Genomic DNA, 26,132 nt, shown 5'->3' with positions numbered 1-26,132 from the left:
CCCTGATGCAACTCGCTTAGATCGCCTTCTCGAAAATCTTCGAATTACGCTGGTAGTTGTAGAGCGACGCACGTGCGCTGGGCAGGCGATCAACGCTGCTGGCCTCGAAACCGCGCTCCTGGAACCAGTGGGCGGTGCGCGTGGTGAGGACGAACAGGGTTTTCAGACCCAGCGCCCGGGCGCGTTCTTCGATGCGTTCGAGCAGTTCGTCGCCGCGCCCGCCGTGACGGTATTCCGGGTTAACCGCCAAACAGGCCAACTCACCCGTCTCGGAATCGGCAATCGGGTACAGCGCCGCGCAGGCGATGATCAGGCCTTCGCGCTCAACCACGCTGAACTGCTCGATTTCACGCTCAAGCACTTCCCGCGAACGACGCACCAGGATGCCCTGCTCTTCAAGCGGCGTGATGAGGTCGATGAGCCCGCCAACGTCGCCAATCGACGCTTCGCGCACCAGTTCGAACTGCTCCTGGGCCACCAGTGTGCCGCCACCGGCGCGGGTGAACAGCTCCGAGAGCAGCGCGCCATCTTCGGCGTAGCTGACGATATGGCTGCGCGCCACACCACCGCGACAGGCCTGAGCCGCCGCATCCAGCAGCTCTGCCTGGTAGTTGCTGCCCAGCCGCTGAAGGTGCGCGGGGACCTGTTGTGGACGCAGCTCACGGACCAATCGGCCCTGCTCGTCCAGCAGGCCTGACTCGGCGCCAAACAACAGCAGCTTTTCCGCCCCCAGATCAATCGCCGCACGCGTCGCAACGTCTTCGCAGGCAAGGTTGAAAATCTCGCCAGTGGGCGAATACCCCAGCGGTGACAGCAACACGATGGAGCGTTCGTCGAGCAGCCGGCTGATGCCCTTGCGGTCGATGCGGCGTACTTCACCGGTGTGTTGGAAATCGACGCCCTCAAGGACGCCGATCGGGCGCGCCGTGACGAAGTTGCCGCCTGTGACGCGCAATCGCGAGCCCTGCATCGGCGAGGCGGCCATGTCCATCGACAAACGCGCTTCGATGGCGATGCGCAGGGCGCCGACGGCGTCGATCACGCATTCGAGGGTGGCGAAATCGGTCACGCGCATGTCGTGATGAAAATGCGGCGTCAGGCCACGGGCCTGCAAGCGGCTTTCGATCTGCGGGCGGGAGCCGTAAACCAGTACGAGGCGCACGCCGAGGCTGTGCAGCAACACGAGGTCGTGGACGATGTTGCCGAAGTTCGGGTGCTCGACGCCATCGCCTGGAAGCATGACGACGAACGTGCAATCCCGGTGGGCATTGATGTAGGGAGACGCGTGGCGGAGCCAATTAACGTAATCGGGCATATCCGAAAGGAGCCTGTAGTGGATGGACGAAGGGTGGAAACACTCAAGACGGCATGAGCTTTATCGTCGGAACAGGCATCGCAACACGCGTACTCTCCTTTTCGGTTGATTCTGAGACAGGCCCTGCCTCATGCAGCACCTGGGTGCACTCAAGGGGTAGCCAGGCAGTAATGTTCGATCAATTGACGTAACAGACGCACTGTAGGCTGCAAACGTGACATTTCAAGATACTCACCGGGCTGGTGCGCGCAGGCAATGTCCCCGGGCCCCATCACGATGGTTTCGCAACCAAGGCGCTGAAGATAAGGCGCTTCGGTGCCAAATGCCACTGCTTCGGCCGTATGACCGGTCAAACGCTCGGCGATTCGCACCAGTTCCGCGTCGGCGCTTTCTTCAAACGGTGAGACTTCCGAAAACAGTGGCGCGTAATCGATCTGCACCTGATGGAGTTCGGCAACGGGTTGCAGCTTCTGCCGAATCGCCGCGCGCAGCACTTCAGGGTCCATGCCCGGCAGCGGGCGCAGGTCGAACTCCAGCGAGCATTGCCCGCAGATCCGGTTCGGGTTGTCGCCGCCATGGATGCAGCCGAAGTTCAGGGTCGGTTGCGGCACGCTGAACTGCGGATTGCGGTGTTGCTCCTGCCATTGGCGGCGCAGGCCTTTAAGCTCGCCGATGGCGTCGTACATGGCTTCAAGGGCGCTACGCCCCAGGCTCGGGTCAGAGGAGTGACCGCTGCGGCCGAGAATCTCGATGCGCTCCATCATCACGCCCTTGTGCAGGCGGACCGGCTTGAGGCGCGTCGGCTCGCCAATAACCGCCGCGCGACCCAGCACACCGTCCGCCGCAGCCAATGCCTTGGCACCGGCCATCGAGCTTTCTTCGTCGCAGGTGGCGAGAATGATCAGCGGCTGCTTGAACGGCTGATCGAGCAGCGGTTGAAGCGCCTCGATGGCCAGCGCGAAAAAGCCCTTCATGTCGCAGCTGCCCAGTCCTACCCAGTTGCCGTCGACTTCGGTCAGCTTCAGCGGATCGGTCTTCCACAATGCATCGTCGTAAGGAACGGTATCGCTGTGGCCCGCCAGCACCAGCCCGCCGGGGCCAGTTCCATACGTCGCCAGCAGATTGAACTTGCCGGGGCTTACCTGCTGGATGTCGCAGGCGAAACCCAGATCGCCCAGCCAGCCCGCCAGCAGGTCAATGACGGCGCGATTGGACTGGTCGAGCGCGAGCTGCGTACAGCTCACAGACGGCGCGGCGATCAGGGCGGCGAACTGGTCTTTCATGGACGGCAACGGCATAGGCGACTCCGGTGATGGGGTGCGACACGCCAGCCATCATAGGTCGATTGGCCCGCATGAATAAACTGTCACGGTTGATGTCCTGTACACTGCACGGCCCACGCAGCTGTGTCGATTCCGGCTGCGCCCCCTGTTATCAGCGATAGAGCGTTTGGATTCTCCGGCCATGCAGAAAGAAACCGAAATCAAACTCCGCGTCAGCCGCGAAACCCTCATAGCCCTGCGCGAGCACCCGTTGCTGAAGAAGCGCAACAAGGGTGGCTGGGAGCGGTTGGAGCTGTTCAATCAGTACTTCGACACTCCCGAGCGTGAGCTGGCCCATGCCAAAGTTGCGCTGCGCCTTCGCCGCGATGGCGACGCAATCATTCAGACCCTCAAGACCCGCGGCCAGAGCGTGGCGGGCCTGTCCGAGCGCAACGAATACAACTGGGACGTGCCCAAGGCCAAGCTGGACCTAAAGAAGCTCGACGGCGAATGCTGGCCCGAGCAACTGGCGGATCTGGACAAGAAAACCATCAAGCCGGTGTTCACCACTGATTTCGTCCGCGAGAAAGCGGAAATCGCTTGGGGCCGTGGCAAGACCAAGGTGGTGATCGAAGCAGCGCTGGACCTGGGCAAGGTTGTCGCCGGCAAGCAGCAGGAAGAAATATGCGAGCTGGAACTGGAGTTGCGCGAAGGCGACCCTGCCGCGCTGCTGGAACTGGCCGCAGAGCTGGCCGAGAAGCTGCCGCTGATGCCCTGCGATATCAGCAAGGCCGAGCGTGGCTATCGCCTGTTCGACGCCAGCAGCTACTCGATCAAGTTGCCGACGCCCGAGCTGCATGGCGAACTCTCGGTAGACGACGCGTTTAACGCCATCGCCTGGTTCCTGCTCGGCAGCAGCCAGCGTCTGGCCGAGCAATACCGTTTCAATGGTCACTGGAGCCTGTTGCAGGAGTGGGTCGAAGTGCTCGCTGAACTGCGCGCTCTGGCCGGCAGCCTGGGCCAAGCCGCTCCGCGCTCAACGACCCATGACCTGCGCGCCGCGCTGGACGCCTTGCTGGAAGACTGGCGCACGCTGGTGCTCGCCGGCCAGGAAGATGGCGACGTACGCGCCGCTGCCCATGAGCAGTTCATCGAAGAGTTGCAGGACACCCGCTGGGGCCTGTTCTCACTGACCACCTCACGCTGGTTGATGGCGCGCAGCTGGACAGTCGAGCGCAATAATCGTGGCAATCGTCAGGGCCACGCGATGCTCAGCAGCTGGGTACCGCGTTTCCTGGGCGATGAAGCGACCGCGCTGAACCTGCCGCGCTACCAGCAGCAGCCGGAAGACCTTGCCGAGCAACTGCCACGCATCGAGCGCATCCAGGTCTGGCTGCACTATGCCCGCCAGGCCCTCGACCTGCCTGAGCTGGACCGCTTGTATGGCGAGTTGAACAAGCTCGAGCAACTGGCGCACCTGGACATCACCGACGAAATCCTCGATGCCCGCATGCAGCAGACCATCACCGTGCTGCAAAGCCGGGCGTGGAAGACATTGCTGAAGTTGTAAGTACGCGTAGGACCGGCTTTAGCCGGGAAGAGGCCGGGTTGTACACCCTTATCTTTATGGTGTGCCACCGACGCTTTCCCGGCTAAAGCCGGTCCCACTAGATGTATACGGTCCTACCAAATACGTGGGATAAGCGGCCTATCTGCCAATTGGCAAGCTCGTCGTCGATTTGATTTCCGACAGCGCCACGGTCGAATTCACCTCTTGAATCCCCGGCACCAGCGAGAGCTTTTCGAAGAAGAATCGCTCGTACGCTTCGATGTCCGGCGTCACGATACGCAGCAAAAAGTCCACCGACCCCATTAGCACATAACACTCCAGCACTTCCGGGAAACTACGGATTGCCTCGGTGAATTCAGTGAAGTTGGACCGACCGTGGGCGTTGAGTTTCACCTCTGCAAAAATTTGCGTATTCAAGCCGATCTTCTTGCGATCCAGCAGCGTCACCTGCCGTCGGATAACGCCCTCATCTTTGAGCCGCTGGATCCTGCGCCAGCAAGGCGATTGCGACAGGCCCACCTGCTCGGCGATTTGCGCGCTGGACAGCGACGCATCCTCCTGCAGCAGCGCGAGAATCTTCCGGTCGTAGGCATCCAGGTCAGTTTGCATAGTCAATTCCTGAAAGTAGGCTCTGTCACATAAACAAGTCCAATACAGCCTAATACAGCGCATCTTCGATCAGAAATTTCTTTTTCAACGTGTAAAACTTTCTGCCATTCAACGTCATTGCCACGACGAGATTGTCAGGAGGTATCCCATGCCACATTTCGAAACCGTCAGCCCTGCTCCGTTTCGCCACGACGTCTGGTCGGTCGGCAACGCTCATTGCCTGTCGCGCTACCAAATCCTCGCCGAGGCAGAGGCTGACGTGCTCTGCCGGCTGCTCAACCTGTTCGCGATGCAGTACCTGATCCCCCAACAGGTCAGCGTGCTGCAGCAGGACGGCATGCTGATGGTGAATGTCGAGGTGGGCGGCATGACGTGGCACCGCGCTCAGGTGATTGGCGAAAAAATGCGCAATCTGGTCAGTGTTTGCTCGGTTGAACTTGAACCCATGGGCAATTTGCACGTCGTAACCGAGGTCGTCTCACTCGCCGCCAGTTGAGTGCTCCGAAAATATTGGCAACGCTTCGCTACCGGCAGGGCGCTACAACTGGCACGCTTGGGACTACTCTTGCTCAACACCGAAGTAAGCCGTCTCGTACCAAGGAGCCCGCATGTCCGTCCTCGCCTCATCATCTCAGGACCGCTGGCTGGATCTGAACGAAGTACTGCGTGACCTCGTCGCGCAGGGATACCTCGATCAGGACAACGCCGAATATGCGCTCACGCTGCGCCGAGCCGCGCAGAACCTCCACGCCCACCCGCTCGAACTCATCGCCACCCAGCAGTTCGACAACCACAAGCGGCCCGGCAAGAAACTAGACCTCGAAACCCTGACCGCCTGGCTGGCGGAGCAATCGGGCCAGCCCTATCTGCGCATTGACCCGCTGAAGATCAACGTCGCCGCCGTGACCCCGTTGATGTCCTACGCCTTCGCCCAACGCCACAAGATTCTTGCGGTGGACGTTGATCGCGACGCAGTGACCATCGCCAGCGCGCAACCGTACGTGAATGCGTGGGAAGCCGACCTCACCCACGTGCTGAAGATGCCGATCAAGCGCGTCGTCGCCAATCCCGTTGACGTACAGAAACTGGCCGTCGAGTTTTACCGGCTGGCGAAATCGGTCAGCGGCGCGAGTGCCAGCGATCAGAAAATCAGCAACATGGGCAACTTTGAACAGTTGCTCAAGCTCGGCGCCAGCGATCAAGAGCCGGACGCCAACGACGCGCACATCGTCAATATTGTCGACTGGCTGTTCCAGTACGCCTATCAGCAGCGGGCGAGCGATATTCACATCGAGCCCCGCCGCGAGGCCGGTACCGTACGCTTCCGCATCGACGGCGTGCTGCACAACGTTTATCAATTCCCGCCCCAGGTGGCGATGGCCGTGACCAGCCGCCTGAAAAGCCTGGGCCGGATGAACGTGGCCGAAAAGCGCAAGCCCCAGGACGGCCGGGTGAAGACCAAAACGCCTGACGGTGGCGAGGTGGAGCTGCGGCTGTCGACGCTGCCCACGGCCTTCGGCGAAAAGATGGTCATGCGGATTTTTGACCCGGAAGTGCTGCTCAAGGACTTCGACCAGCTCGGATTCTCCGGCGATGACTTGCGTCGATGGGAGGGCATGACCCGACAGCCCAACGGCATCATTCTGGTGACCGGCCCGACAGGTTCCGGCAAGACCACCACGCTGTACACGACGCTGAAAATGCTGGCGACTTCGGAGGTGAACCTCTGCACCATCGAAGACCCGATCGAGATGGTTGAGCCTGCGTTCAATCAGATGCAGGTGCAGCACAACATTGATTTGACCTTTGCCAGCGGCGTGCGCGCGCTGATGCGGCAAGACCCGGACATCATCATGATCGGCGAGATTCGCGACCTGGAAACCGCAGAAATGGCGATTCAGGCGGCGTTGACCGGTCACTTGGTGCTGTCGACGCTGCACACCAACGACGCGCCCAGCGCCATTAGCCGTCTGCTGGAGTTGGGTGTGCCGCATTATCTGCTCAAGGCAACGATCCTCGGCGTGATGGCGCAGCGTCTGGTGCGTACGCTGTGCCCGCACTGCAAGGCGCCGATCGAAATGGATGAGGTGGACTGGCAGACCCTGACGCGGCCATGGCAGGCGCCGGTGCCCACCGGCGCGCATCGGGCCGTGGGTTGCGCGGAGTGCCGCGACACGGGCTATCGCGGGCGTGCGGGGGTGTACGAAATCATGCTGATGTCGGACGCCGTGAAGTCGCTGATCACGGCGGACCTGGACCTGACGGCGTTGCGCCGTCAGGGCTTCAAAGACGGCATGCGCAGCCTGCGCTTGTCCGGCGCACAGAAGGTCGCGGCGGGCCTGACGACGGTTGAAGAGGTGCTACGCGTGACACCGCAGAGCGAGCAGCGTTAGTTACTGGTCCGGCACCCCGAAATCCAGCACGACTTTCATCGCTTGCTGCTTGTCCCCGGCCAGCTCGAACGCCTGGACCGCGTCCTGAAACGCGAGGGTGTGGGAGATCACCGGGGTCACGTCGATCACCTTGCGATTGAGCAAGTCCACCGCCTGGGCGAATTCGGGATGGAAGCGAAAGGTACCGCGCAGGTCGATTTCCTTGCCCACCACTAGGTTCAGCGGAATTGCCACATCGCCACCGAGCCCGACTGTCACCACAACCCCACGCGGTCGCATGCAGGTCAGGCCATCGCGCAGGGCTTGCGCACTGCCGGAGGCCTCGAACATCACGTCGAAATAACCCTTGTCGGCGGTATAGCGCGCCAGTGCTTCGGGCTCGTCGCGCAGATTGTGGGTTTCGCTGGCACCCATGCGGCGCGCGCAGGCCAACGCGCTGTCGCTCAGATCTGCGGCAATAATCTGCAACGCACCCGCCGCGCGCAGACTGCCGATTAGCAAGTTGCCTATCGGGCCGCAGCCGGTCACCAGGACGCGCTTGCCGAACACGCCGCCGGCGCGCTGGATCGCGTGAAGCCCGACCGACAGGGGCTCGGCCAGGGCGCCTTCAGCCAGCGTCGCGGTCGGCGCCAGCACATGGGCCTGGTTCGATTCGATCACCAAGTGCTCCCGGAAGGCGCCCTGAATGTGCGGAAACGGCATCGCGCTGCCGTAAAAACGCATGTTCAGGCAATGGTTGAGCAGGCCTTCGTGACAGTATTTGCAGTCTCCGCACGGCCGTGACGGCGACACGGAAATCCGTTGCCCGACGCTGAAAGCGCTCTGGGCGTCGCCGACTTCCTCGATGACTGCCGAAATTTCATGGCCAAGGACCATCGGCTCTTTCAGCCGAACGGCACCGAATCCGCCGTGCTGGTAGTAGTGAAGATCCGAGCCGCAGATACCGCCGCGAGCAACGCGTACGCGCAACTGTCCGGCAGACAGGGGCAGTGCTTCGTTGCCGGGCTCGACACGCAGGTCTTTCGCGGCGTGGCAGACAATCGCTTGCATGTTCGTTCTCCGGGTTACAGCGATGCCGTAATGGCACCGTCGACGTAAAGAATATGGCCATTGACGAAGCTGGCTGCGTCCGAGGCCAGAAACACCGCCGCGCCCGCCAGCTCCGACACTTCGCCCCAACGACGGCTCGGCGTGCGCTGCACCAGCCAGTCGCTGAATTCGGTATTGGCGACCAGCGCAGCGTTCAGCTCGGTCTTGAAGTATCCCGGTCCGATTCCGTTGACGTTGAGACCGAACGGGCCCCAGTCGATCGCCATGCCCTTGGTCAGCATCTTCAGCGCGCCTTTGCTCGCGGTGTACGGCGCGATACCCGGCCGGCCCAGCTCGCTTTGCACGGAACAGATGTTGATGATGCGCCCGCGTCCACGGGGGATCATGCAGCGCGCGACGGCCTGGCCGACGAAGAACGCGCTGTCGAGGTTGGTGCGCATCAGCTCGTGCCAGTCCGCCTCGGCGAACTCCGCCAGCGGCCCGCGCCGTTGGATGCCGGCGTTGTTGACCAGGATTTCCAGCGGTCCGACGCGTTCTTCGATGTCCTGAACCGCAACGGCGACCGCCTTGCTGTCCGTCACATCAAAACTCTGCGTGTGAACTGCATGACCCTCCGCGATCAGGGCTTGGGCGGCCGATTGCAGCGTCTCGGCATTTCGGCCGTTGAGCACGACCGTGGCGCCCGCTTCCGCCAGGCCCCGGGCAATCGCCAGACCAATGCCTGCGCTGGAGCCGGTGATCAGCGCCACCCTGCCGTCGAGACGAAAACTTTCCAGAACAGCCATGACGCCCTCCTATTGTTTTTGCGGCTTGAATCTCGATGGGCTGCGCCAGCCGTTCCTCCGCTCAAACACAGAAGCCGCGCAGATTGCAGTCGCCTTACTCTGCCCGATCGACTTCCCACCGTCATCAACCGTGACCCTCTGAACGTTGATCAACTCCCGGCGCGAGCCGACTTGGCAGGCCGTCGCGCTATGACGCCCTGTGCCTGGGGAACTAGAGCAGGGAACGGCGTATCAAATCGTTTCAGAACAAACAAACATCGGAGTACCTCTCATGCGTCTCAAACTTGCTGTAGCCACGTTAGCTTTGCTTTCCCTGCCGGTCGGTTCAGCGATGGCTGACGGTTTTCTGCGGGACGTGCTGTCGTCTGGTGCCACAACCGGTTCCACCTACCTTACCTTCCGTCACCACAAGCTGATCGTCGCCGCACAAGACGACGCTGGCAGCTTCGTCGCCAGCAACGGCGAAATCCGCGGCCCATACCTGGAAGCAGCCATGGATCAGGTGCGCAAAGACAATCCGGCCCTGAAGGCATCGGACATGGACCTGGCAAACGCCATCCTGGCGAAGAATCTGGTTGCCGAGCAATAAGTCGGATCTGTTGTGACGAGTTGGCGGCATAACGCCAATCTCGCTCCCAATAAAAAGCCGCTCACTTGAGCGGCTTTTTTGTGCCTGACCGACCGGCTTATTCGCCGATCAGTGCCTTGTAGCCCGCTGCGTCGAGCAGCTTGCCCAGGTCTTCGGTATTGGCTGGCTTGACCTTGAAGATCCACGACGCGTATGGCGCCTCGTTCAATGCCTCTGGGCCATCAGCCAGCGCCTCGTTGACTTCGACGACTTCGCCCGCCACGGGCGAGTAGATGTCAGAGGCAGCCTTTACCGACTCGACGACACCGGCCTGATCACCTGGGGCCGCGAAAACCTTACCCACCTCAGGCAGCTCGACGAACACCACGTCACCCAGCGCTTCCTGCGCATGATCGGAAATACCGACAACGATCAGATCACCCTCTTGCTTGGCCCACTCGTGGCTCTCGGCAAAACGCAGTTCGGCGGGAATAGTGCTCATGTTCTTATCCTCTCTACTTCATCAGGTCAGCGGAAAAACCCGCCAGGGATGGCTTTCAAAATCAGGGTTATATCAAGGCCTTGCCGTGCCGCACGAATGCGGGTCGAACCACTCGGACCGGGTACCACTTGCCCCGGATTTCCACCTCGGCACGGTCAGCGGTAGCCATCGGCACTCGCGCCAGCGCGATCGACTTGCTTAGCGTAGGAGAGAAACTACCACTGGTGATCTCTCCTTCGCCAACTTCCGCTATTCGGACGACCTGATGAGCACGCAAAACGCCGCGCTCTTCCAGGACCAGCCCTACAAGCCTTGAGGCGATGCCTCGCGCTCGCTCTGCTTCGAGTGCAGCGCGCCCGATGAACTTACGGTCTTCAGGTATCCACGCGACCGTCCAGGCCATATTGGAGATCAGGGGCGAAACCTGCTCGTCGATTTCCTGACCGTACAGATTCATGCCCGCTTCCAGCCGCAGCGTATCGCGGGCGCCCAGACCGATCGGCGAGATGCCGGCACCGACCATGTCGTTGAAAAAACTGCAGGCTTCGGTGGCGGGCAGGATGATCTCCAGGCCGTCTTCACCGGTATAACCTGTGCGGGCAATGAACCAGTCGCCCTCTTGCTGGCCTTCGAAGGGCCTGAGGGTGTGGATAAGCGCAGTGCGTTCCTGATTAACCAGTTCGCCGATCTTCTGCCGGGCGTTTGGCCCCTGAATGGCAAGCATCGCCAGTTCCGAGCGGTGTTTGACGCGCACGTCGTAGCCGGCAACGTTGGCGTTCATCCAGGCCAGATCCTTATCGCCGGTGGCTGCGTTGACCACCAGGCGATAACCCTCGTCGGTCAGGTAGACGATCATGTCGTCGACGATACCGCCCTGAGTGTCCAGCATCGCGCTGTAGAGCGCCTGCCCGGTCTGTTGCAACCTGCCGACGTCGTTGGCCAGCAGATGTTGCAGCCAAAGCTTGGCCTGGCTGCCAGATACGTCGAGCACATGCATGTGGGACACGTCGAAAATCCCGCAATCCCGGCGCACCTGATGGTGCTCCTCGACCTGCGATCCGTAGTGCAAGGGCATGTCCCAACCACCAAAATCAACCAGCTTCGCGCCAAGCGCGAGGTGTAGGTCAAAGAGGGGCGTACGCTGTCCCATGGGTTTCTCCTTCCGGGCGTGGCGAAGACGCGGTCACTGGCAATCCCGCAGATCCCCCGTGAATTGGGGTCTGACACCTTTGCTAATTTGAGGAATTGTCTGACAGACCGAGTCGATTGCGGCGCATTGTAGCCGCAAGGTTAGGACCCCGCACCTAACCAATCGGCCTGGCCGAACGTCTAATCAGACCGATGACCGGCAGCAGCCCGACCAGCACCAGCGTCAGCGCAGGCAAAGCCGCACGCGACCACTCACCTTCGCTGGTCATTTCGAAGATGCGCACGGCCAGCGTGTCCCAGCCAAACGGCCGCATGAGCAGCGTGGCGGGCATTTCCTTGAGGACATCGACGAAGACCAGCAGCGCAGCGCTCAGCGTGCCGGGTATGAGCAGCGGCAGATAAATCCTGAAAAACAATCGTGGCCCGCTGACCCCCAGACTGCGCGCGGCTTCGGGCAGTGACGGACGAATGCGCGACAGGCTGTTCTCGAGCGGCCCGTACGCGACCGCAATGAAGCGCACCAGGTACGCAAGCACGAGCGCCCCCAGGCTGCCCAGCAGCAATGGCCGGCCAGCGCCGCCCAGCCAGCTGGATAACGGCACGACCAGTTCCCGGTCCAGATAACTGAACGCCAACATGATCGACACCGCCAGCACCGAGCCGGGCAGCGCGTAACCAATGTTGGCGACGCTGACGCCCGCGCGAATGGCGCGTGTGGGGGCGAGACGCCGGGCAAACACGAGGATCATCGCGACGCACACCGTGACCAGCGCAGCGATACCGCCCAAGTAAAGCGTGTGCAGGATCAACCCGGCGTAGCGCTCGTCGAGGTCGAAACGCCCGCGTTGCCAGACCCAGACAATCAACTGCAGCAGTGGCACCACAAACGCGCAGGCGAACACCAGCCCACACCATGTGCTGGCGGCGATGGCTTTCAGGCCATGCAGGTGATACAGCGCCTTGACCCTCGGGCGCTCGTTGCTGGGCCGGCTCGCCCCGCGCGCGCGATGCTCGCCGTACAGCAGGACCATGACGGCCAGCAGCAGCAGGCTCGCCAGTTGCGCCGCGCTCGACAAACTGAAGAAGCCGTACCAGGTTTTGTAGATCGCGGTGGTGAAAGTGTCGAAGTTAAACACCGACACCGCGCCGAAATCGGCCAGGGTTTCCATCAACGCCAACGCCACACCAGCACCGATCGCCGGCCTCGCCATGGGCAGAGCTACGCGCCAGAACGCTTGCCACGGCGACTGACCGAGAATACGTGCCGCCTCCATCAGGCCTTTGCCCTGGGCCAGAAACGCCGTGCGCGCCAACAGATACACGTAGGGGTAAAACACCAGCACCAGCACGATGATCACACCGCCGGTAGAGCGGACTCGCGGCAGACGCAGGCCGGAGCCGAACCACTCGCGCAACAGCGTTTGCACAGGGCCTGCGAAATCCAGCAAACCCACAAAGACGAACGCCAGCACATACGCCGGGATGGCAAACGGCAGCATCAGCGCCCAGTCCAGCCAGCGCCGCCCCGGAAACTCACACAGCGCCGTCAGCCACGCCAGACTCACTCCCAGCACCGTGACGCCCAGCCCCACGCCAAGCACCAGCGTCAGGGTGTTGCCGAGCAACCTTGGCATCTGGGTTTCCCAGAGGTGCGACCAGATCTGCTGATCGATGGTCTGCCAGGAGAACAGCAATACGCTCAATGGCAGCAGCACCAGCGCGGCAATGGTAAGAACCAGGGGGTACCAGCGACGCTGGAGGGAATGGGCCAAAGGGGTTACTCATGGAGAGGTGCGGATTGACGAAGCCCTCGGGGGGAGCGACCGGGGTGGCGCTCCACCTTGCTCGCGAAGAGGCCGGCACATCCGCTAGATCTCCAGCGATTAAAATGCCGTCTTCGTGAGCAAGCTCACTCCCACAAGAGCTTCACCATGCAAAACCGGCGTAATTCGGGCTTCTTTCGCGAAAGATCAATTCCAGCCAGCACGGTCCATCATGCGGATTGCCTCGGCCTGCCGCCGACCGGCCACTTCAACCGGGACAGTGTCCGCCTTGAACGCGCCCCAGCTTGCCACTTCCTCAGACGGTGCGACTTTGGGGTTGGCGGGGAATTCCTGGTTGGTTCCGGCGAATATCGTCTGGGCTTCGGGGCCTGTCATCCATTCCACCAACGCTTTGGCGGCGTCGGCATGGGGCGCGTACTTGGTCAGGCCAATCCCGGACAGGTTGACGTGCACGCCGCGGTCCGACTGATTGGGCCAGAACAGGCGCACAGCGAGGTCCGGATTGTCCTTGTGCAAGCGACCGTAATAGTAGGTGTTGACGATGCCGACGTCGCATTGTCCGGCATTGATGGCTTCCAGCACCGCGATGTCATCGGAAAACACGTCGGTCGACAAGTTATTCACCCAGCCCTTTAGGATCTTTTCAGACGCCTCGGCACCATGGGTTTCGATCAGCGTGGCGGTCAGCGACTGGTTATAGACCTTTTTGGCTGTACGCATGCACAGACGCCCTTCCCACTGTTTGTCGGCCAACGCTTCGTAGGTGGTGAGTTCTTCAGGTTTGACGCGGTCGGTGGAGTAGGCAATGGTCCGGGCGCGCAGGCTCAGGCCGGTCCAGCTGTGGGTGGAAGAACGGTATTGCGAGGGAATGTTGGCATCGATGACCGGCGAGGTGAACGGCTGCAGGATGCCCATCTGTTCAGCTTGCCAAAGGTTACCTGCGTCGACGGTGAGCAGCAGGTCAGCCGTTGCGTTTTGGCCCTCGGCCTTGATGCGCTGCATCAGCGGCGCTTCCTTGTCGGTGATGAACTTGACCTTCACGCCGGTTTTGGCGGTATAGGCGTCGAACACCGGTTTGATCAGCTCATCGATTCGGGAGGAATACACCACCACTTCATCTGCGGCCTGGGCGGTGCTGCCGAGCATGGTTAATGCCAGGGCAGCCAAAAGACGCTTGCTCGCCTGCATGCAGGTTCTCCTGATTCGAGAGAGGGGAAAAACGAGGCGAAATGGTAGTGAATCGCATCTACCTTCTCAACCGAAGTCAGGATTGAGCCGTTACCGGATGTTGCGGAGTGCCCGCAGTGCCACGTTCAGAACCACTGACCGCGCGCAGTTTTAGTGGGACCGGTTTGAGTCAGGAAAAGGCCAGCTTGAACGCCATCAGAGTCCCGGCGTAACGAGTGGCGCTTTCCCGGCTAAAGCCGGTCCCACGGTGAAGCGCGCGTACAGACAGTGCTGTGTTGTCAGAGCCGTGCCAGCGTCGGCAAATCCCCGGTCAGCCCCAAGGCCTGGCGAACGAACAACGCTTTGGCTTCTGCCGAACGATCGACCATCTTCAACCCGGCGTTGCGCAACAGGCGAACTGGCAGTGCGTCGGCCTGGAACAGCCGCTCGAAGCCCTCCATCGCCGCCATCAACGCCAGGTTATGCGGCATGCGCCGACGCTCGTAACGGCTCAACACACGTTCATCAGCCAGCCGTTCCCCGCGCTCGACCGCATCGCGCAGCACTTCGGCGAGCACTGCTGCGTCGAGAAAACCCAGGTTGACGCCCTGCCCTGCCAATGGATGGATGGTGTGGGCGGCATCGCCGATCAACGCAAGGCCTGGCGCCACGTAGCGCTTGGCATGGCGTTGACGCAGCGGGACGCAAACCCGCGAATCAGCCGATATCACCTGCCCGAGACAGCCTTCGAACGCATTCTCCAGCTCACGGCAGAAGCGTTCGTCATCAAGCTTCATCAACCGCTCGGATTGCTCCGGTGTCACCGACCAGACGATGGAGCACCAATGCTCACCCTCTCGATCCAGCGGCAAAAAGGCCAGCGGGCCGTCGTCTGTAAAGCGCTGCCACGCGGTTTTGCGGTGGGAATCCGCCGTGCGCACGCTCGTCACAATGGCGTGATGCAGGTAGTCCCATTCCCGCGTTGCGGTGCCGGTCATGCGCCGCACAGTCGAGTTGGCGCCATCGGCCGCGACCACCAGCGGCGCGCGCAATGTGCGGCCGTCGGACAGGGTCAGAAGCCAGTCATCGCCGGAGTGGCGCATCTGCTCCAGACGTGCATCGGCCAACAAGCCGATGTCGCTGTCATGCAGATGTTCGACCAGCGCATCCTGCACCACGCGGTTTTCGACGATGTGCCCAAGCACCTCAGCGTGAACGCTTGAGGCAGAAAAATGCACCTTGCCTGTGCCGCTGCCATCCCACACGTGCATGTCGCTGTAGGGGCTGACCCGCCGCGCAACAATGCCGTCCCAGACGCCGAGCCGCTCGAGAATGCGCTGACTGGCGATGGACAGTGCGCTGACCCGGGCTTCAAATGGGGCATCAGCCACGAACGGTTTGACCGTCAGGGGACCGCCATCCACCACGAGGATGTTCAGCCCACTGTCTCGCAGCGCCAGCGCCAGCGCGCTCCCCACCATTCCGGCCCCGACAATTAGCAGATCTGCGCGCGTTTCCATGCTTTAAATCGTTCTCGGTTGTGGCGAAGGCCACGAATGAATGGAGTGTTCAGACATCGCTTCGCGTTCCCAGGCCCATGGCCTGACGGGCAAACCAGCTCTTGGCGGAAGGCAGCAGATCCAGGCCCAGAAGGCCCAGGTTGCGGCCCGCTGTGACGAGGGACTGCTGACTGCTGAACAGCCGGGTGACTTGATCCGAAAAGCCGACGGTCAGTTTTTGATCAACCCGCTGACGCTCGCGGTAGGCCTGCAACGTCGACAGCTCGCCCAACGGCGCGTCACTGGCCAGCAGTGCCTCGGCCAGGGAGGCAGCATCACGCAAGGACAGGTTGAAGCCCTGCCCCGCAATCGGATGCAGACTGTGGGCAGCGTTGCCGAGCACCACCAGGTGGGAGCGGATCTGCTCTTCGGCCTCGATCAACGCCAGCGGATAGCTGTGGCGCGCACCCACTTGCTTCAGCGCGCCCAGACGGTAGCCGAAGACGCCCTGCAGTTCTTTGAGAAAGCTTCGGTCGTCCAGCGCCATCAGCCGCTGAACGTCATCGCCGGTGCGCGTCCAGACCAGTGCGCAGCGGTTATCCGGAAGCGGCAGCAACGCCATGGGGCCATTTTCGGTAAACCGCTCGAAGGCCTCACCACCATGGGCAGCGCCCGGCGTGACGTTGGCAATCAGCGCGCTCTGATCGTACGGCGTGTGTCGCACGGCAATCCCCAACTGCTCGCGCAGGCTGGAACGGCCACCGTCGGCCAGCACCGCGAGGTCGCAGGTGAGCAGAGTTTCGTCGTTGAGCGTGAGTTGGTAGCCATCGGGCAGCGCCTGCATGTGCGTGACCTCGGCCGGCACACGCCAACTGATCACGTCCTTGTCCAGCGCCTGCCACAGGCATTGGCCCAGCCAGGCGTTTTCAACCACATAGCCCAGGGCCGGAACGCCTTCCTCCATCGAAGACAGGTGCGCTGCGCCAAACCGGCCTTTGTCTGAAACGTGAATTTTGAGGATGGGCTCGGCGCGGTGGCTGATCTGCTGCCACAGGCCCAGGCGCTCGTAGATCTGCCGCGCGCCGAACGACAGCGCTGAAGAGCGGGCGTCGTAGCTGGGCTGGTACGTGTCGCCGGGCGCAAACGGCTCGATCAGGACAATCTTCCAGCCCCGAGCCTTCGCTCCAGCTTGCAGGGCGAGAGCCAGGCTTGCGCCGACCAGCCCGCCACCGACGATGGCCAGATTAAAGCGGCTCATGCGGCTTGCGTTCGTGCGGCGGCCATTAACGCCTCGATCTCGGCCACGGTCTTCGGCACATCGCCCGTCAGGATTTCACAGCCTTTTTTGGTCACCACGACGTCATCCTCGATTCGCACGCCAATCCCGCGCCATTTTTTAGCGACGGTCTGATTGTCCGGGGACACATAAATACCGGGCTCGACCGTCAGCGCCATCCCGGCCTCCAGCACACGCCATTCTCCGCCGACCTTGTATTCGCCGACATCGTGCACGTCCATGCCCAGCCAGTGTCCGGCGCGGTGCATGTAAAAGGCTTTGTACGCTTCGGCGGCAATCAGTTCATCCACCGCGCCTCGCAGCAGCCCAAGCTCAACCAAGCCTTCGGTGATGACCCGAACGGTCGCCTCGTGGGCCTGATTCCAGTGATTGCCGGGTTTGATCGCAGCAAACGCTGCTTCCTGGGACTTGAGCACCACCTCGTAAATCGCTTTCTGTTCGGCGGAGAATTTGCCGCTTACCGGGAAGGTACGGGTGATATCGCTGGCGTAGCAGTCGATCTCGCAACCGGCATCGATCAGCACCAGATCGCCGTCTCTGAGCAGCGCATCGTTCTCCTGATAATGCAGGATGCAGGCGTTGCGCCCCGAGGCAACGATCGAGCCATAGGCCGGCATCTTCGCGCCCCCCTTGCGGAATTCGTAATCAAGTTCCGCTTCCAGGCTGAACTCGTAGAGCCCCGCGCGACTGGCCTGCATCGCCCGCACGTGGGCTCGGGCCGAGATCTGTGCCGCCTCGCGCATCACTTTCACTTCGGCCGCCGATTTATACAGGCGTATGTCGTGCAGCAGGTGATCCAGCGCAACGAACTCTTTCGGCGGCTGCGCGCCCAGATGCGCTTTGGAACGGATGACGTTGATCCACTCCATCACATGCCGGTCGAATTCGGGGTTGCTGCCCATGGACGAATACACCCGGTCGCGACCCTCAATGAGGCCGGGCAGGATGTCGTCGATGTCGGTGATCGGGAAGGCATCGTCGGCGCCGTACTCGCGCACCGCGCCGTCTTGGCCTGCGCGCAGGCCGTCCCACAGCTCGCGCTCGGGGTTGCGCTCGCGACAGAACAGGACGTACTCACCGTACTCGCGGCCGGGGATCAGCACGATCACCGCCTCAGGTTCGGGGAAGCCACTCAGGTACTGAAAGTCGCTGTCCTGGCGATACACATGTTCAACGTCCCGGTTCCGAATGGCCACAGCCGCCGCTGGCAGAATGGCGATGCTGTTGGGCTCCATCTGCTCCATCAACGCCTTGCGGCGGCGGGCATATTCGGCTTTCGGGATATGAATCATGGGCAAGTGCGGTTCTCCGGGTGGTGCGCGTCGGCCACCGCCGCGCATGGGCGGCGTGGCCGATGCAGCATTGACGCGCTGTCAGTGCAAAGAGGGCTTGGCTTCGTCTTCAGCGTCGGATTTCTGGTTGAACTCTGTGAACAGCAGCAACGGCGCAACGCGCAGGTACTCCATGACTTCCATGTAGTCGCTCTCGCCGTCTTCGGACTCGTCCAGCGCGTCATGAACCTGAGCGATGGCGGCCAAGTCTTGCAGCACGTCCCTGGCGTCATCGCTCAGTGACTGACCACCCACCCGGGCAAAGCCGCTGAGGAAACCCTGGCACCACTGGGCCATGGCGGCAGTGCGGGCAGCCAGAGGCTCATCATCGCCAGGCAACAGCAACACGACGGTCATGTCGTCGCCGGTCAGTTCGCTTTTGACCATTGCCTGCAGGCCGATCAGCGCCTGGCGCACTTTGTCGTCAGGCTCTGTTTCCAGCAGCAGATGAGCGTCGGCCAGCCACTCCTCTGCATCGAAGCCTGCGCCGGCGCAACTGCGCCCCAGCAAAAGGCCGTGCAATTCGGCAGGAGATACGTGATGACCACTGCTGGTGAGCAGGGTGGCGAAGCCGTTGTACGGGGAATTCTGAATAGGCATGGGCAACTAGGCGCCAAGCGGCGCAATGTCTAGAATGAAGGCCTTGTATCGTAGCACCGGCAGACGCGCCCAAGCTATCAGGCGATGCCCGGGGCGAATCCAGACGCCAGCGCCTGCACCACTCATCTGAAAGTAATCAGTGGAAAACAATGGAAGACAATGACCTGCAAGCGCTGATGGCTCGACTGGAGTTATTGATCAATCGTGTCGAGCAACTAAAAAGTCAAAACGGACTCCTATTAGCTCAGGAAAAATCCTGGCGCGAGGAACGCGCTCAACTCATTGAAAAAAACGAAATCGCCCGGCAAAAGGTCGAGTCCATGATTTCGCGCCTCAAGGCCCTGGAGCAAGACTCATGAGTAATGGCAACAGCATCACCGTGCAAATCCTCGACAAAGAATATTCGATCATCTGTCCGCAAGAGGAGCGCACCAATCTGGTCAGCGCCGCGCGTTACCTGGACGGCAAAATGCGCGAGATCCGCAGCAGCGGTAAAGTCATCGGCGCCGACCGTATTGCGGTGATGGCCGCGCTGAACATTACCCATGACCTTCTGCACAAACAGGAACTGCCAACGGCAAAGGCCCAGGCCAATAGCGCCAATAGCGAGCAGGTTCGCGATTTGCTGGACCGTGTTGACCTGGTCCTTGCCACGGATTCGGATAAAGCACAAGGCTGATTGTTCGGACATGATTCGGTATACTTGCGACCGCTCCCTGGAGTGCTTGCCAGTCGGTCATGTCCCTGAGCCGATACGCACAACCACGGGGGTTGCACGTTGGGGTTGGTGTGCATGTCCGCTCGACGGAAAGCCTTAAAACCTCCTGCAATCTCCACCTTGAACTTTCGGGTTCAAGGGCTACACCGACAGCGGTTCGTCGGGGAGTCTCGAACCTTCTACCCATCGCCAGGCGCCCCGTCTGGCGGTGGGCATCGTGAATCCGCCTGATTACACGACATCACCTTCCAAAGCCTCACGGACCCGCCAGCATGACCTCATCCGGCGCCGCTCCCCTCCCAGATCATTCAAACCTCTCTCGGCCCCAGTTGCGTCGGCTGCTTCGTCACAATCGTCGCGCGCTCAGCCCGGCAGAACAGCGACAGGCGGCGAAGGGTTTGTACCGTCAGCTTGCGCAAATCCCTCTCTTTCGCCGCGCCCGGCACGTTTCTCTCTACCTTCCGATGGACGGTGAGATCGACCCGCGCCTGCTGCTTCGTGCCGCTCAAAAACGCGGCAAGACCACGTACTTGCCAGTACTCAGTGCCTGGCCGCGAACGAAAATGGTGTTTCAGCGCGTCCGACCTGGTGAGAAGTTCAAGCCGAACCGGTTCCGTATCCCGGAGCCACGTATCAATGCCAGGCGACAGCGGAAGATCTGGACGCTGGATCTGGTGCTGATGCCGCTCGTGGGGTTCGATCCGGAAGGGGGACGCCTTGGCATGGGTGGCGGCTTTTACGACCGCAGCCTGGCGTATCTCGCGCGCCGTAAAACCTGGCGCAAGCCGATATTGCTAGGCCTGGCCCATGAGTGTCAGAAAGTCGCGAAGCTGGCGGTCGCCAGTTGGGACGTCCCGTTGGCGGGAACGGTGACGGATAAGCGTTGGTATATGGCGGGGTGAGTCGTCATCGAGGCGCGCTCCTTCGAAGAGAGCGCGCCTCGAAATAGCGGTTTAGCGGCGGAGCTGTGGCTGCTGTTGCTGAGTGATTTCGACCGGCGCGTCAGCCTTGGCAGCCCACAGACTTTGCGCGTAACCGGTGGTGACGATTCCCAAGCCGAACAAAATCGCCAAAATCCACAGTACATCCGGCTTGCGTCGCATTCATCGTCCCCTTTGTAACGAATCAGTATCTAAAATCGATAACGTTTAAACAGGCTGCCACATCGTGCAGCCCTTAAAATCCCGGCATTCTGCGGCAACGTGATGCAACACGCAAATACTGACGCCAGCCGACCGTCGGGTTGTCATCAAACCGTAGGACAACTTTCCCAACACCTGTTCAGGAGCCTTGTAAATGGCCTATTGGCTGATGAAATCCGAGCCCGACGAGCTCTCGATCAGCGGGTTGAAAAAGCTCGGGCAGACGCGCTGGGACGGTGTCCGCAACTATCAGGCCCGCAACTTTCTGCGCGCGATGGCCGTGGGCGATCAGTTCTTTTTCTACCATTCCAGCTGCCCCGAGCCCGGGATCGCCGGGATCGGAGAAATCGTCAAGGCTGCGTATCCCGATCCCACTGCGCTGGACCACAAAAGCCCCTACTACGACGCTAAAGCCACCGAAGAGAAGAACCCTTGGACCGCCGTTGATGTGGCATTCTTCGAGACGTTTCCGAATGTGCTGGGGCTGGGTTTTCTGAAACAACAAGCTGCCCTTGAACAGTTGCCGCTGGTGCAGAAAGGCAGCCGTCTGTCCGTCATGCCGGTGACCGACGAGCAATGGGCCGCCGTGCTTGACCTGCGCTGAATTCGGAGTGTCGCGCTTTACTGGGCAATAAAGTTATTGAACAGCAGATCATCAACCACAGGCTTGCCCGTTTCCTGGGTGAGCACTTGCTGGGTCTGCTTCAGCGCTTCCTGACGCAGTTTTTCCTTGGCATCGACGTTGCCCATGCTGTCGACCGTTTGCTGAGTGAACAATGCCACCAGTTGGTTGCGAATCAGCGGCTCGTTCTGCTTCACCAGTTTCTGCGCCTCGGCGCCGGTCACGCGCAAGGCGACATCGGCCTTGTAGACGTGCAATTTCGGGCTGCCGTCCAGTGAGTAGTTGCCTACGAAGGGAGGCGTCAACGCCACGTAGGAAACCTTGTTCGGATCTTCTTTCTCGCCGCCCTCTTCCGCCAGCGCTACAACAGGCATCGACAATGCCATCAACATTACAATCCACGCTTTCACAGTCCGCTCCTCAATCCGTTTCGCCGCATAGCTTACTTCAGCTTATGCACACCTATCAGGCCGGGCCATGCTCATTGACCCCACAACCTCGCTACCTGTACTTATCGGCCATCCCCGAAAAAGGAATAGCCCTCGATGAAAGCCGTGCTTTGTAAAGCCTTCGGTCCCGCTGCAGATTTGGTGCTGGAGGAAATCCCCAGCCCGGAGCCGAAGAAAAACGAGATTCTTCTGGACGTGCACGCTGCCGGGGTCAACTTCCCGGACACGCTGATCATCGAAGGCAAATACCAGTTCAAGCCGCCTTTTCCGTTTTCGCCCGGAGGTGAAGCCTCGGGCGTTGTGACCGCTGTCGGCGAGAAGGTCAGCCATGTCCGTGTCGGTGACCGGGTGATGGCGCTGACCGGCTGGGGCAGCTTCGCTGAACAGATCGCCGTCGCCGGTTACAACGTCCTGCCCATTCCCGAAACGATGGACTTCACCACCGCCGCCGCATTCAGTATGACCTACGGCACGTCCATGCACGCCCTCACACAGCGCGCCAAGCTACAGGCAGGCGAAACGCTCCTCGTCCTCGGCGCCTCCGGGGGCGTCGGCCTAGCCGCGGTAGAGATCGGCAAAGCCATGGGCGCTCGCGTGATCGCCGCCGCCAGCAGCGCAGAAAAGCTGGAGGTCGCCAAAACCGCAGGCGCCGACGAGTTGATCAACTACAGCGAGCACAATCTGAAGGATGAAATCAAGCGCCTCACCAACGGCAACGGCGTCGATGTGATCTACGACCCTGTGGGCGGTGACCTTTTTGATCAGGCTGTTCGCGGCATCGCCTGGAACGGTCGCCTGTTGGTCGTCGGCTTCGCCAGTGGCCGCATCCCCGAACTGCCCGTCAATCTCGCGTTGTTGAAAGGTGCCTCGGTTGTAGGTGTGTTCTGGGGCTCATTTGCTCAACGCCAGCCCCAGGACAACGCGGCGAACTTCCAGCAACTGTTCAATTGGTTCGGCGAGGGCAAGCTGAAGCCGTTGGTGTCGAAGGTTTACCCGCTGGAGCAGGCGGGGGAAGCCATTGAATCGTTGGCGCAGAGAAAAGCGGTTGGCAAGGTGGTGGTGAGCATCAGGTAGCGTGCATCGGGATCGCCTCCGTTCCGAAGGGGCCGACGTGGCGGTACTCCCCCCACGCGCTCACAGCATCATGCTCACCTGATCAGGCAACACGTCCTTATAGCGCAGTGCCGGATTCGCCCGGCATCGCTGAATGACCTCCGGCACTGCCTCTGCCAGCGCATCACCGAGCGCGAACCTTTGCTCGTCAGACAGCTTTCTGTAAGTCGCCACCCTTGCAAGCACGCTGTAGGTGTGCCGGAACACGCTCATCTCCACCTGTTCAAGATCAGACGAGTTCTGCTGGAAGTCGTCGAAGCGTTTGCTGAATTTCGCGCAGGACAGGTGGCGCAGACTGCGATGAAGCCAAGGGACGGGAGCATTTCCTTCACGCGGGTGGACGAAGTAATGCTCCTGACGCAGCGAAATGACTGCCGGACGCTGCTCACTGACGACCCAGGGTTTTACGCGCCACGTTGGCACAACGTTTACGACGGAGAGGGAAAACAGAGGGTGAGAGCTGTCCAGCACCTCAGGCTTGGAAACCCGTCCGTCATGGTGCGCCTTCAGGTCGTAGACGACCCACCCGGATATTCCGGATTTCGAAAGCGAATACGGCCAGGCGGGCGCCCTGCGGTAATCAAACTCCACACTGCGCTCATCTGCATTGGCACCGATACATGCCGCGAACATCATCCATAAAATCCACCTGCTCATTAATGCAATCACCTGCGCGTTTCTTCCAGTCTGCCTCCTGCGCGGGTGCAAAAGGCTGGCGCGCATTCTGTGCGCCGGTCTGCGGCGGCAACAGCTCATGACTTCCCAGGACTGCGTAGGATCGGTCCCAAAAAGGACACTTAGCTAAACAACCCACGACGGCGCCTGATGTGTTCCGTATATTTCACGGCCGATACATACCGAACGGGCTCTCATTCGGTATCGACTCCAATACAAACTGCGGACCCCGTATTGATGACCGTCACTCTGATTTTGATCACGCTATACGCGCTGTCGATCGCGCTATTTTGCTTCGCCACCCGGCGTCTGCCGATTCTCTCCCAGGACGCGCTCCACCGCGTTTCGTCGCTGGACGGGCTGCGTGGCGTGCTCGCAACCGCTGTCATCGTTCATCACTTCATCGTCAGCTATTACTGGCACGTCAACGGCGTCTGGGAAACCACGGACAGCCGAGTTCTGAACAACATGGGCACGGTGCCGGTGTCGTTGTTTTTCATGATTACGGGTTACCTGTTTACCGCGAAGATCTACCGAAGCGAGCCTAAATGGGGTCAGATTCTGTCGTCACGGATACGACGAATCTTCCCGATGTACCTCTTCAGCGTCGCGCTGATTACGGCGATCGCGCTGCACCAGTCCGCAGGCATCAGCGCGCCGGTCATGGACACCATCAAGTCGCTCGGCCGATGGGTGATTTTGATCGGCAGCCCCATCAACGGTTTCCCGGACACCGTGCGTATCAACGCCTCGGTGCAGTGGACGCTGCTCTATGAAGCGGTTTTCTACCTGTCGCTGCCGGTGCTGTATTGCCTGCTTCGGCGCAAGCTCCCCGGCATGGCGGTCGTCGTCGCGCTGATAGTGCTGGCGTGCCTGTGGGGCGAATACCACCATCACTTTCACAACCGGTTCATCAAACTGTTTGCTGTCGGCATTGCAGTGGCGGTCTTTGAAGACCGGATGCGCCAGTGGAAAATCGACTTCTCGGGCGTGCGCTGCACGTTGGTTGCAGTCGCGATACTGCTGATCTGCATGAAGCTCAAATCGTACTCAACGCTGCAAATGCTGATTCTCGGCGTCCCGTTCGCGCTGTTCGTGCTCGGCAACAGTTTGCACGGGGTACTGGAGATCCGCGGGTTGAAGATTCTGGGCGAGGCCAGCTTCAGCATCTATCTGCTGCATGGCATCGTCATCTACAGCGTGTTCAGCCTGCTGGACGCGTATGACTTCGCCACGCCGGATCCGCTCAGCTACTCGCTGTACTTACCGCTGATCATCCTGCTCACCAGCAGTATCAGCGTCGCGACGTACTGGTGCATCGAGCACCCATTCCTACGCAAGGCATCGCCAAGTGCCAAAGCAACCCTGCCGAATGCTTAAGGTTCGGTAGCGGGTAACCGCGGCGGGCTGGCTGGGGGCGGACTGAAAACCTCGTTCGCCCAACTGGCCATGCTGTACCGCCGCACGACTTCTTCGGGCAGGTCCACGTAGTCCCCGTTAATGAACGACTCAGGGATAACGGGGTGATCGCTGTCGATGATCAGAATGTTGCACGGATCATAGAAGTCGTAATCCGCCACCGATGCATTGTTGGTGATCATTTTCTTGCGATACAGCAGCGCCTCAAAAAAACGGAAGCTCAAACCCGCGTGGCCCGGCCGGACGATGTCGATGAGTATTTCCGAACGCCTGACGTATTCGGCCGTTTCATCGATGTCCATGCGCTGGCGAAAGAATGTCAGTGATGGACTGGCTCCGGGCACTGGTTTGCTCTGCACCAGGAATTTGCAGGTGCTGGTGTACCCCAGCTGTTCAAACGCTTGAGCCACTCGGCCAAGCACATCAACGCGGTGCTTGCCGCCCATCACGACAAAGGCCTTGAAGTCGGACGTTGTTTTGAAATCGGCGTGTTCTTCGTAGATGTAGTTGTAGAGCTTGCGCAGTCGATACTCGCGAGCATCAGCGCCATCGAAGGTGTAGACCTTGTCAAACGTCGCCAGTTGATCAATCGGCATCGATAATCGCGCAATCCCGTCAGACAGATACGCGACGCTGAGTGCCGCCGCAGCCTGGGCCTGCGTGACCAAAACCTGATCCAGCTGGCTTGGATTCACCACCAGCAATGCATCGACATGGCCCGCCGCCCGAATGGCTGCACGAGCACGCTTAACGATCAGGTACTTTTTCAGCCATCGCCGCAGTTTCCCCGGAAGCCATGGCAGTTCCTTCGCGCCGCGGGTCAGGTCAATGAACACAACGTCGTTCGACTTGCCGAGAAAGTTGCCGAGCCGGGCGAGGTATCCGCCGACATCGCGGCACAGAATGATGATCTTTTGATTCTGAATCTCAAGCGGGGGTGACTGCATGTGGGTTTGCCAATCGTGAGCGCGTGAGCGCGCATTTTATCTGTCCCGCGCAACGAAACCCATCGTTGGGCAGCCCTGCACAAACGGGATGTTCGCAAAGGAATTTCCTCTCGGCCCGTGTTTACGCCCTTTTTATCCGATGAGAAGCCTTCCTATTTTCTGTAAC

Annotated in this window: 27 protein-coding genes and 1 other RNA gene; 11 read left to right on the top strand and 17 right to left on the bottom strand. The window is 60.7% G+C overall.

The window, feature by feature from the left end; translation table 11 throughout:
- Window positions 1–16 precede the first annotated feature (16 nt).
- Together argA and argE are read right to left on the bottom strand one after the other, a co-directional pair.
- The gene (argA, locus tag FX982_RS08585) at window positions 17–1,315 is read right to left on the bottom strand and encodes an amino-acid N-acetyltransferase (protein WP_122534074.1); all 1,299 of its coding nucleotides are present in this window, start codon (window positions 1,313–1,315) and stop codon (window positions 17–19) included.
- 149 nt (window positions 1,316–1,464) lie between these two features.
- Window positions 1,465–2,613 carry an acetylornithine deacetylase gene (gene argE, locus FX982_RS08580; RefSeq protein ID WP_172610337.1) on the bottom strand — a complete coding sequence of 383 codons (1,149 nt, stop codon included), beginning with the start codon at window positions 2,611–2,613 and terminating at the stop codon, window positions 1,465–1,467.
- A 166-nt stretch (window positions 2,614–2,779) separates the two neighbouring features.
- Here argE and FX982_RS08575 point away from each other — a divergent pair, with 166 nt between their 5' ends.
- A complete protein-coding gene (locus FX982_RS08575) occupies window positions 2,780–4,147 on the top strand; it encodes a CYTH domain-containing protein (protein ID WP_122623491.1) in 1,368 nt (455 codons plus the stop codon).
- Window positions 4,148–4,285: 138 nt separating this feature from the next.
- On the opposite strand, the gene FX982_RS08570 is transcribed toward FX982_RS08575, so the two are convergent.
- The gene (locus tag FX982_RS08570; protein WP_172610336.1) at window positions 4,286–4,756 is read right to left on the bottom strand and encodes an Lrp/AsnC family transcriptional regulator; all 471 of its coding nucleotides are present in this window, start codon (window positions 4,754–4,756) and stop codon (window positions 4,286–4,288) included.
- A 148-nt stretch (window positions 4,757–4,904) separates the two neighbouring features.
- Between FX982_RS08570 and FX982_RS08565 the strand changes: the two genes are divergently transcribed.
- Window positions 4,905–5,252, top strand: a complete 348-nt coding sequence (locus FX982_RS08565; protein WP_172610335.1) for a hypothetical protein — start codon at window positions 4,905–4,907, stop codon at window positions 5,250–5,252.
- 112 nt (window positions 5,253–5,364) lie between these two features.
- Window positions 5,365–7,149, top strand: a complete 1,785-nt coding sequence (locus FX982_RS08560; protein ID WP_122534079.1) for a GspE/PulE family protein — start codon at window positions 5,365–5,367, stop codon at window positions 7,147–7,149.
- Here the strand turns inward: FX982_RS08560 and FX982_RS08555 are convergent, their stop codons facing one another.
- Together FX982_RS08555 and FX982_RS08550 are read right to left on the bottom strand one after the other, a co-directional pair.
- On the bottom strand, window positions 7,150–8,199 hold the full coding sequence (locus FX982_RS08555) for an L-idonate 5-dehydrogenase (RefSeq protein WP_172610334.1): 1,050 nt from the start codon (window positions 8,197–8,199) through the stop codon (window positions 7,150–7,152). It abuts the gene before it with no gap.
- Window positions 8,200–8,213: 14 nt separating this feature from the next.
- On the bottom strand, window positions 8,214–8,984 hold the full coding sequence (locus FX982_RS08550; protein ID WP_172610333.1) for a glucose 1-dehydrogenase: 771 nt from the start codon (window positions 8,982–8,984) through the stop codon (window positions 8,214–8,216).
- A gap of 271 nt (window positions 8,985–9,255) precedes the next feature.
- Between FX982_RS08550 and FX982_RS08545 the strand changes: the two genes are divergently transcribed.
- Window positions 9,256–9,573 (top strand): DUF2388 domain-containing protein, encoded by a 318-nt coding sequence (locus FX982_RS08545; protein ID WP_065987516.1) that lies wholly within the window; start codon window positions 9,256–9,258, stop codon window positions 9,571–9,573.
- 97 nt (window positions 9,574–9,670) lie between these two features.
- On the opposite strand, the gene gcvH is transcribed toward FX982_RS08545, so the two are convergent.
- The 8 genes from gcvH to FX982_RS08505 all read right to left on the bottom strand — a co-directional run bounded on the left by gcvH (window position 9,671) and on the right by FX982_RS08505 (window position 18,881).
- The gene (gcvH, locus tag FX982_RS08540; protein WP_172610332.1) at window positions 9,671–10,054 is read right to left on the bottom strand and encodes a glycine cleavage system protein GcvH; all 384 of its coding nucleotides are present in this window, start codon (window positions 10,052–10,054) and stop codon (window positions 9,671–9,673) included.
- 67 nt (window positions 10,055–10,121) lie between these two features.
- The gene (gcvT, locus tag FX982_RS08535) at window positions 10,122–11,204 is read right to left on the bottom strand and encodes a glycine cleavage system aminomethyltransferase GcvT (protein WP_172610331.1); all 1,083 of its coding nucleotides are present in this window, start codon (window positions 11,202–11,204) and stop codon (window positions 10,122–10,124) included.
- A 154-nt stretch (window positions 11,205–11,358) separates the two neighbouring features.
- The gene (locus FX982_RS08530) at window positions 11,359–12,975 is read right to left on the bottom strand and encodes an ABC transporter permease (protein WP_172610330.1); all 1,617 of its coding nucleotides are present in this window, start codon (window positions 12,973–12,975) and stop codon (window positions 11,359–11,361) included.
- A 198-nt stretch (window positions 12,976–13,173) separates the two neighbouring features.
- Window positions 13,174–14,175: an extracellular solute-binding protein gene (locus tag FX982_RS08525; RefSeq protein ID WP_172610329.1), complete on the bottom strand. Its 1,002-nt coding sequence runs from the start codon at window positions 14,173–14,175 to the stop codon at window positions 13,174–13,176.
- Between the two features lie 278 nt (window positions 14,176–14,453).
- Window positions 14,454–15,674 carry a 2-octaprenyl-3-methyl-6-methoxy-1,4-benzoquinol hydroxylase gene (locus tag FX982_RS08520; protein ID WP_172610328.1) on the bottom strand — a complete coding sequence of 407 codons (1,221 nt, stop codon included), beginning with the start codon at window positions 15,672–15,674 and terminating at the stop codon, window positions 14,454–14,456.
- 49 nt (window positions 15,675–15,723) lie between these two features.
- Complete coding sequence (ubiH, locus tag FX982_RS08515; RefSeq protein WP_172610327.1) at window positions 15,724–16,911, bottom strand: 2-octaprenyl-6-methoxyphenyl hydroxylase; 1,188 nt, start codon at window positions 16,909–16,911, stop codon at window positions 15,724–15,726.
- Window positions 16,908–18,242 carry a Xaa-Pro aminopeptidase gene (gene pepP / locus FX982_RS08510; protein WP_172613007.1) on the bottom strand — a complete coding sequence of 445 codons (1,335 nt, stop codon included), beginning with the start codon at window positions 18,240–18,242 and terminating at the stop codon, window positions 16,908–16,910. The genes ubiH and pepP overlap by 4 nt, the downstream gene beginning before the upstream one ends.
- 81 nt (window positions 18,243–18,323) lie before the next feature.
- The gene (locus FX982_RS08505; protein ID WP_172610326.1) at window positions 18,324–18,881 is read right to left on the bottom strand and encodes a YecA family protein; all 558 of its coding nucleotides are present in this window, start codon (window positions 18,879–18,881) and stop codon (window positions 18,324–18,326) included.
- A 149-nt stretch (window positions 18,882–19,030) separates the two neighbouring features.
- Here FX982_RS08505 and FX982_RS08500 point away from each other — a divergent pair, with 149 nt between their 5' ends.
- The 4 genes from FX982_RS08500 (at window position 19,031) to FX982_RS08485 (ending at window position 20,501) form a co-directional block, all read left to right on the top strand.
- Window positions 19,031–19,240, top strand: coding sequence for a TIGR02449 family protein (locus FX982_RS08500; RefSeq protein ID WP_037016503.1), 210 nt, complete (start codon window positions 19,031–19,033; stop codon window positions 19,238–19,240).
- Window positions 19,237–19,560, top strand: coding sequence for a cell division protein ZapA (locus FX982_RS08495; protein WP_172610325.1), 324 nt, complete (start codon window positions 19,237–19,239; stop codon window positions 19,558–19,560). The genes FX982_RS08500 and FX982_RS08495 overlap by 4 nt, the downstream gene beginning before the upstream one ends.
- Window positions 19,561–19,591: 31 nt before the next feature.
- A non-coding RNA gene (ssrS, locus tag FX982_RS08490) (6S RNA) lies at window positions 19,592–19,770 on the top strand.
- Between the two features lie 101 nt (window positions 19,771–19,871).
- Window positions 19,872–20,501, top strand: a complete 630-nt coding sequence (locus tag FX982_RS08485) for a 5-formyltetrahydrofolate cyclo-ligase (RefSeq protein ID WP_172610324.1) — start codon at window positions 19,872–19,874, stop codon at window positions 20,499–20,501.
- Window positions 20,502–20,552: 51 nt separating this feature from the next.
- Here FX982_RS08485 and FX982_RS08480 read toward each other — a convergent pair whose 3' ends face one another.
- Window positions 20,553–20,702, bottom strand: coding sequence for a hypothetical protein (locus FX982_RS08480; protein WP_122534092.1), 150 nt, complete (start codon window positions 20,700–20,702; stop codon window positions 20,553–20,555).
- Between the two features lie 193 nt (window positions 20,703–20,895).
- Here FX982_RS08480 and FX982_RS08475 point away from each other — a divergent pair, with 193 nt between their 5' ends.
- Window positions 20,896–21,345 carry an EVE domain-containing protein gene (locus tag FX982_RS08475; RefSeq protein ID WP_172610323.1) on the top strand — a complete coding sequence of 150 codons (450 nt, stop codon included), beginning with the start codon at window positions 20,896–20,898 and terminating at the stop codon, window positions 21,343–21,345.
- Window positions 21,346–21,362: 17 nt separating this feature from the next.
- Here FX982_RS08475 and FX982_RS08470 read toward each other — a convergent pair whose 3' ends face one another.
- Entirely contained in the window at window positions 21,363–21,773 is a 411-nt protein-coding gene (locus FX982_RS08470; protein WP_122623502.1) for a flagellar basal body-associated protein FliL, read from the bottom strand.
- Between the two features lie 135 nt (window positions 21,774–21,908).
- Here FX982_RS08470 and FX982_RS08465 point away from each other — a divergent pair, with 135 nt between their 5' ends.
- Window positions 21,909–22,886 carry an NADPH:quinone oxidoreductase family protein gene (locus FX982_RS08465; protein WP_172610322.1) on the top strand — a complete coding sequence of 326 codons (978 nt, stop codon included), beginning with the start codon at window positions 21,909–21,911 and terminating at the stop codon, window positions 22,884–22,886.
- 60 nt (window positions 22,887–22,946) lie between these two features.
- On the opposite strand, the gene FX982_RS08460 is transcribed toward FX982_RS08465, so the two are convergent.
- Window positions 22,947–23,582 carry an energy transducer TonB gene (locus FX982_RS08460; protein WP_172610321.1) on the bottom strand — a complete coding sequence of 212 codons (636 nt, stop codon included), beginning with the start codon at window positions 23,580–23,582 and terminating at the stop codon, window positions 22,947–22,949.
- 255 nt (window positions 23,583–23,837) lie between these two features.
- On the opposite strand from FX982_RS08460, the gene FX982_RS08455 reads away from it, so the two are divergent.
- Window positions 23,838–24,980: an acyltransferase family protein gene (locus tag FX982_RS08455; protein ID WP_172610320.1), complete on the top strand. Its 1,143-nt coding sequence runs from the start codon at window positions 23,838–23,840 to the stop codon at window positions 24,978–24,980.
- Here FX982_RS08455 and FX982_RS08450 read toward each other — a convergent pair.
- The gene (locus FX982_RS08450) at window positions 24,977–25,966 is read right to left on the bottom strand and encodes a hypothetical protein (RefSeq protein WP_172610319.1); all 990 of its coding nucleotides are present in this window, start codon (window positions 25,964–25,966) and stop codon (window positions 24,977–24,979) included. The genes FX982_RS08455 and FX982_RS08450 overlap by 4 nt on opposite strands.
- Window positions 25,967–26,132 lie beyond the last annotated feature (166 nt).

It is taken from the genome of Pseudomonas graminis (assembly GCF_013201545.1).
Classification (GTDB): Bacteria; Pseudomonadota; Gammaproteobacteria; order Pseudomonadales; family Pseudomonadaceae; genus Aquipseudomonas.
The sequence above is the reverse complement of the archived record's forward strand: the minus strand, read 5'-3'. Positions and strand labels throughout refer to the sequence as shown.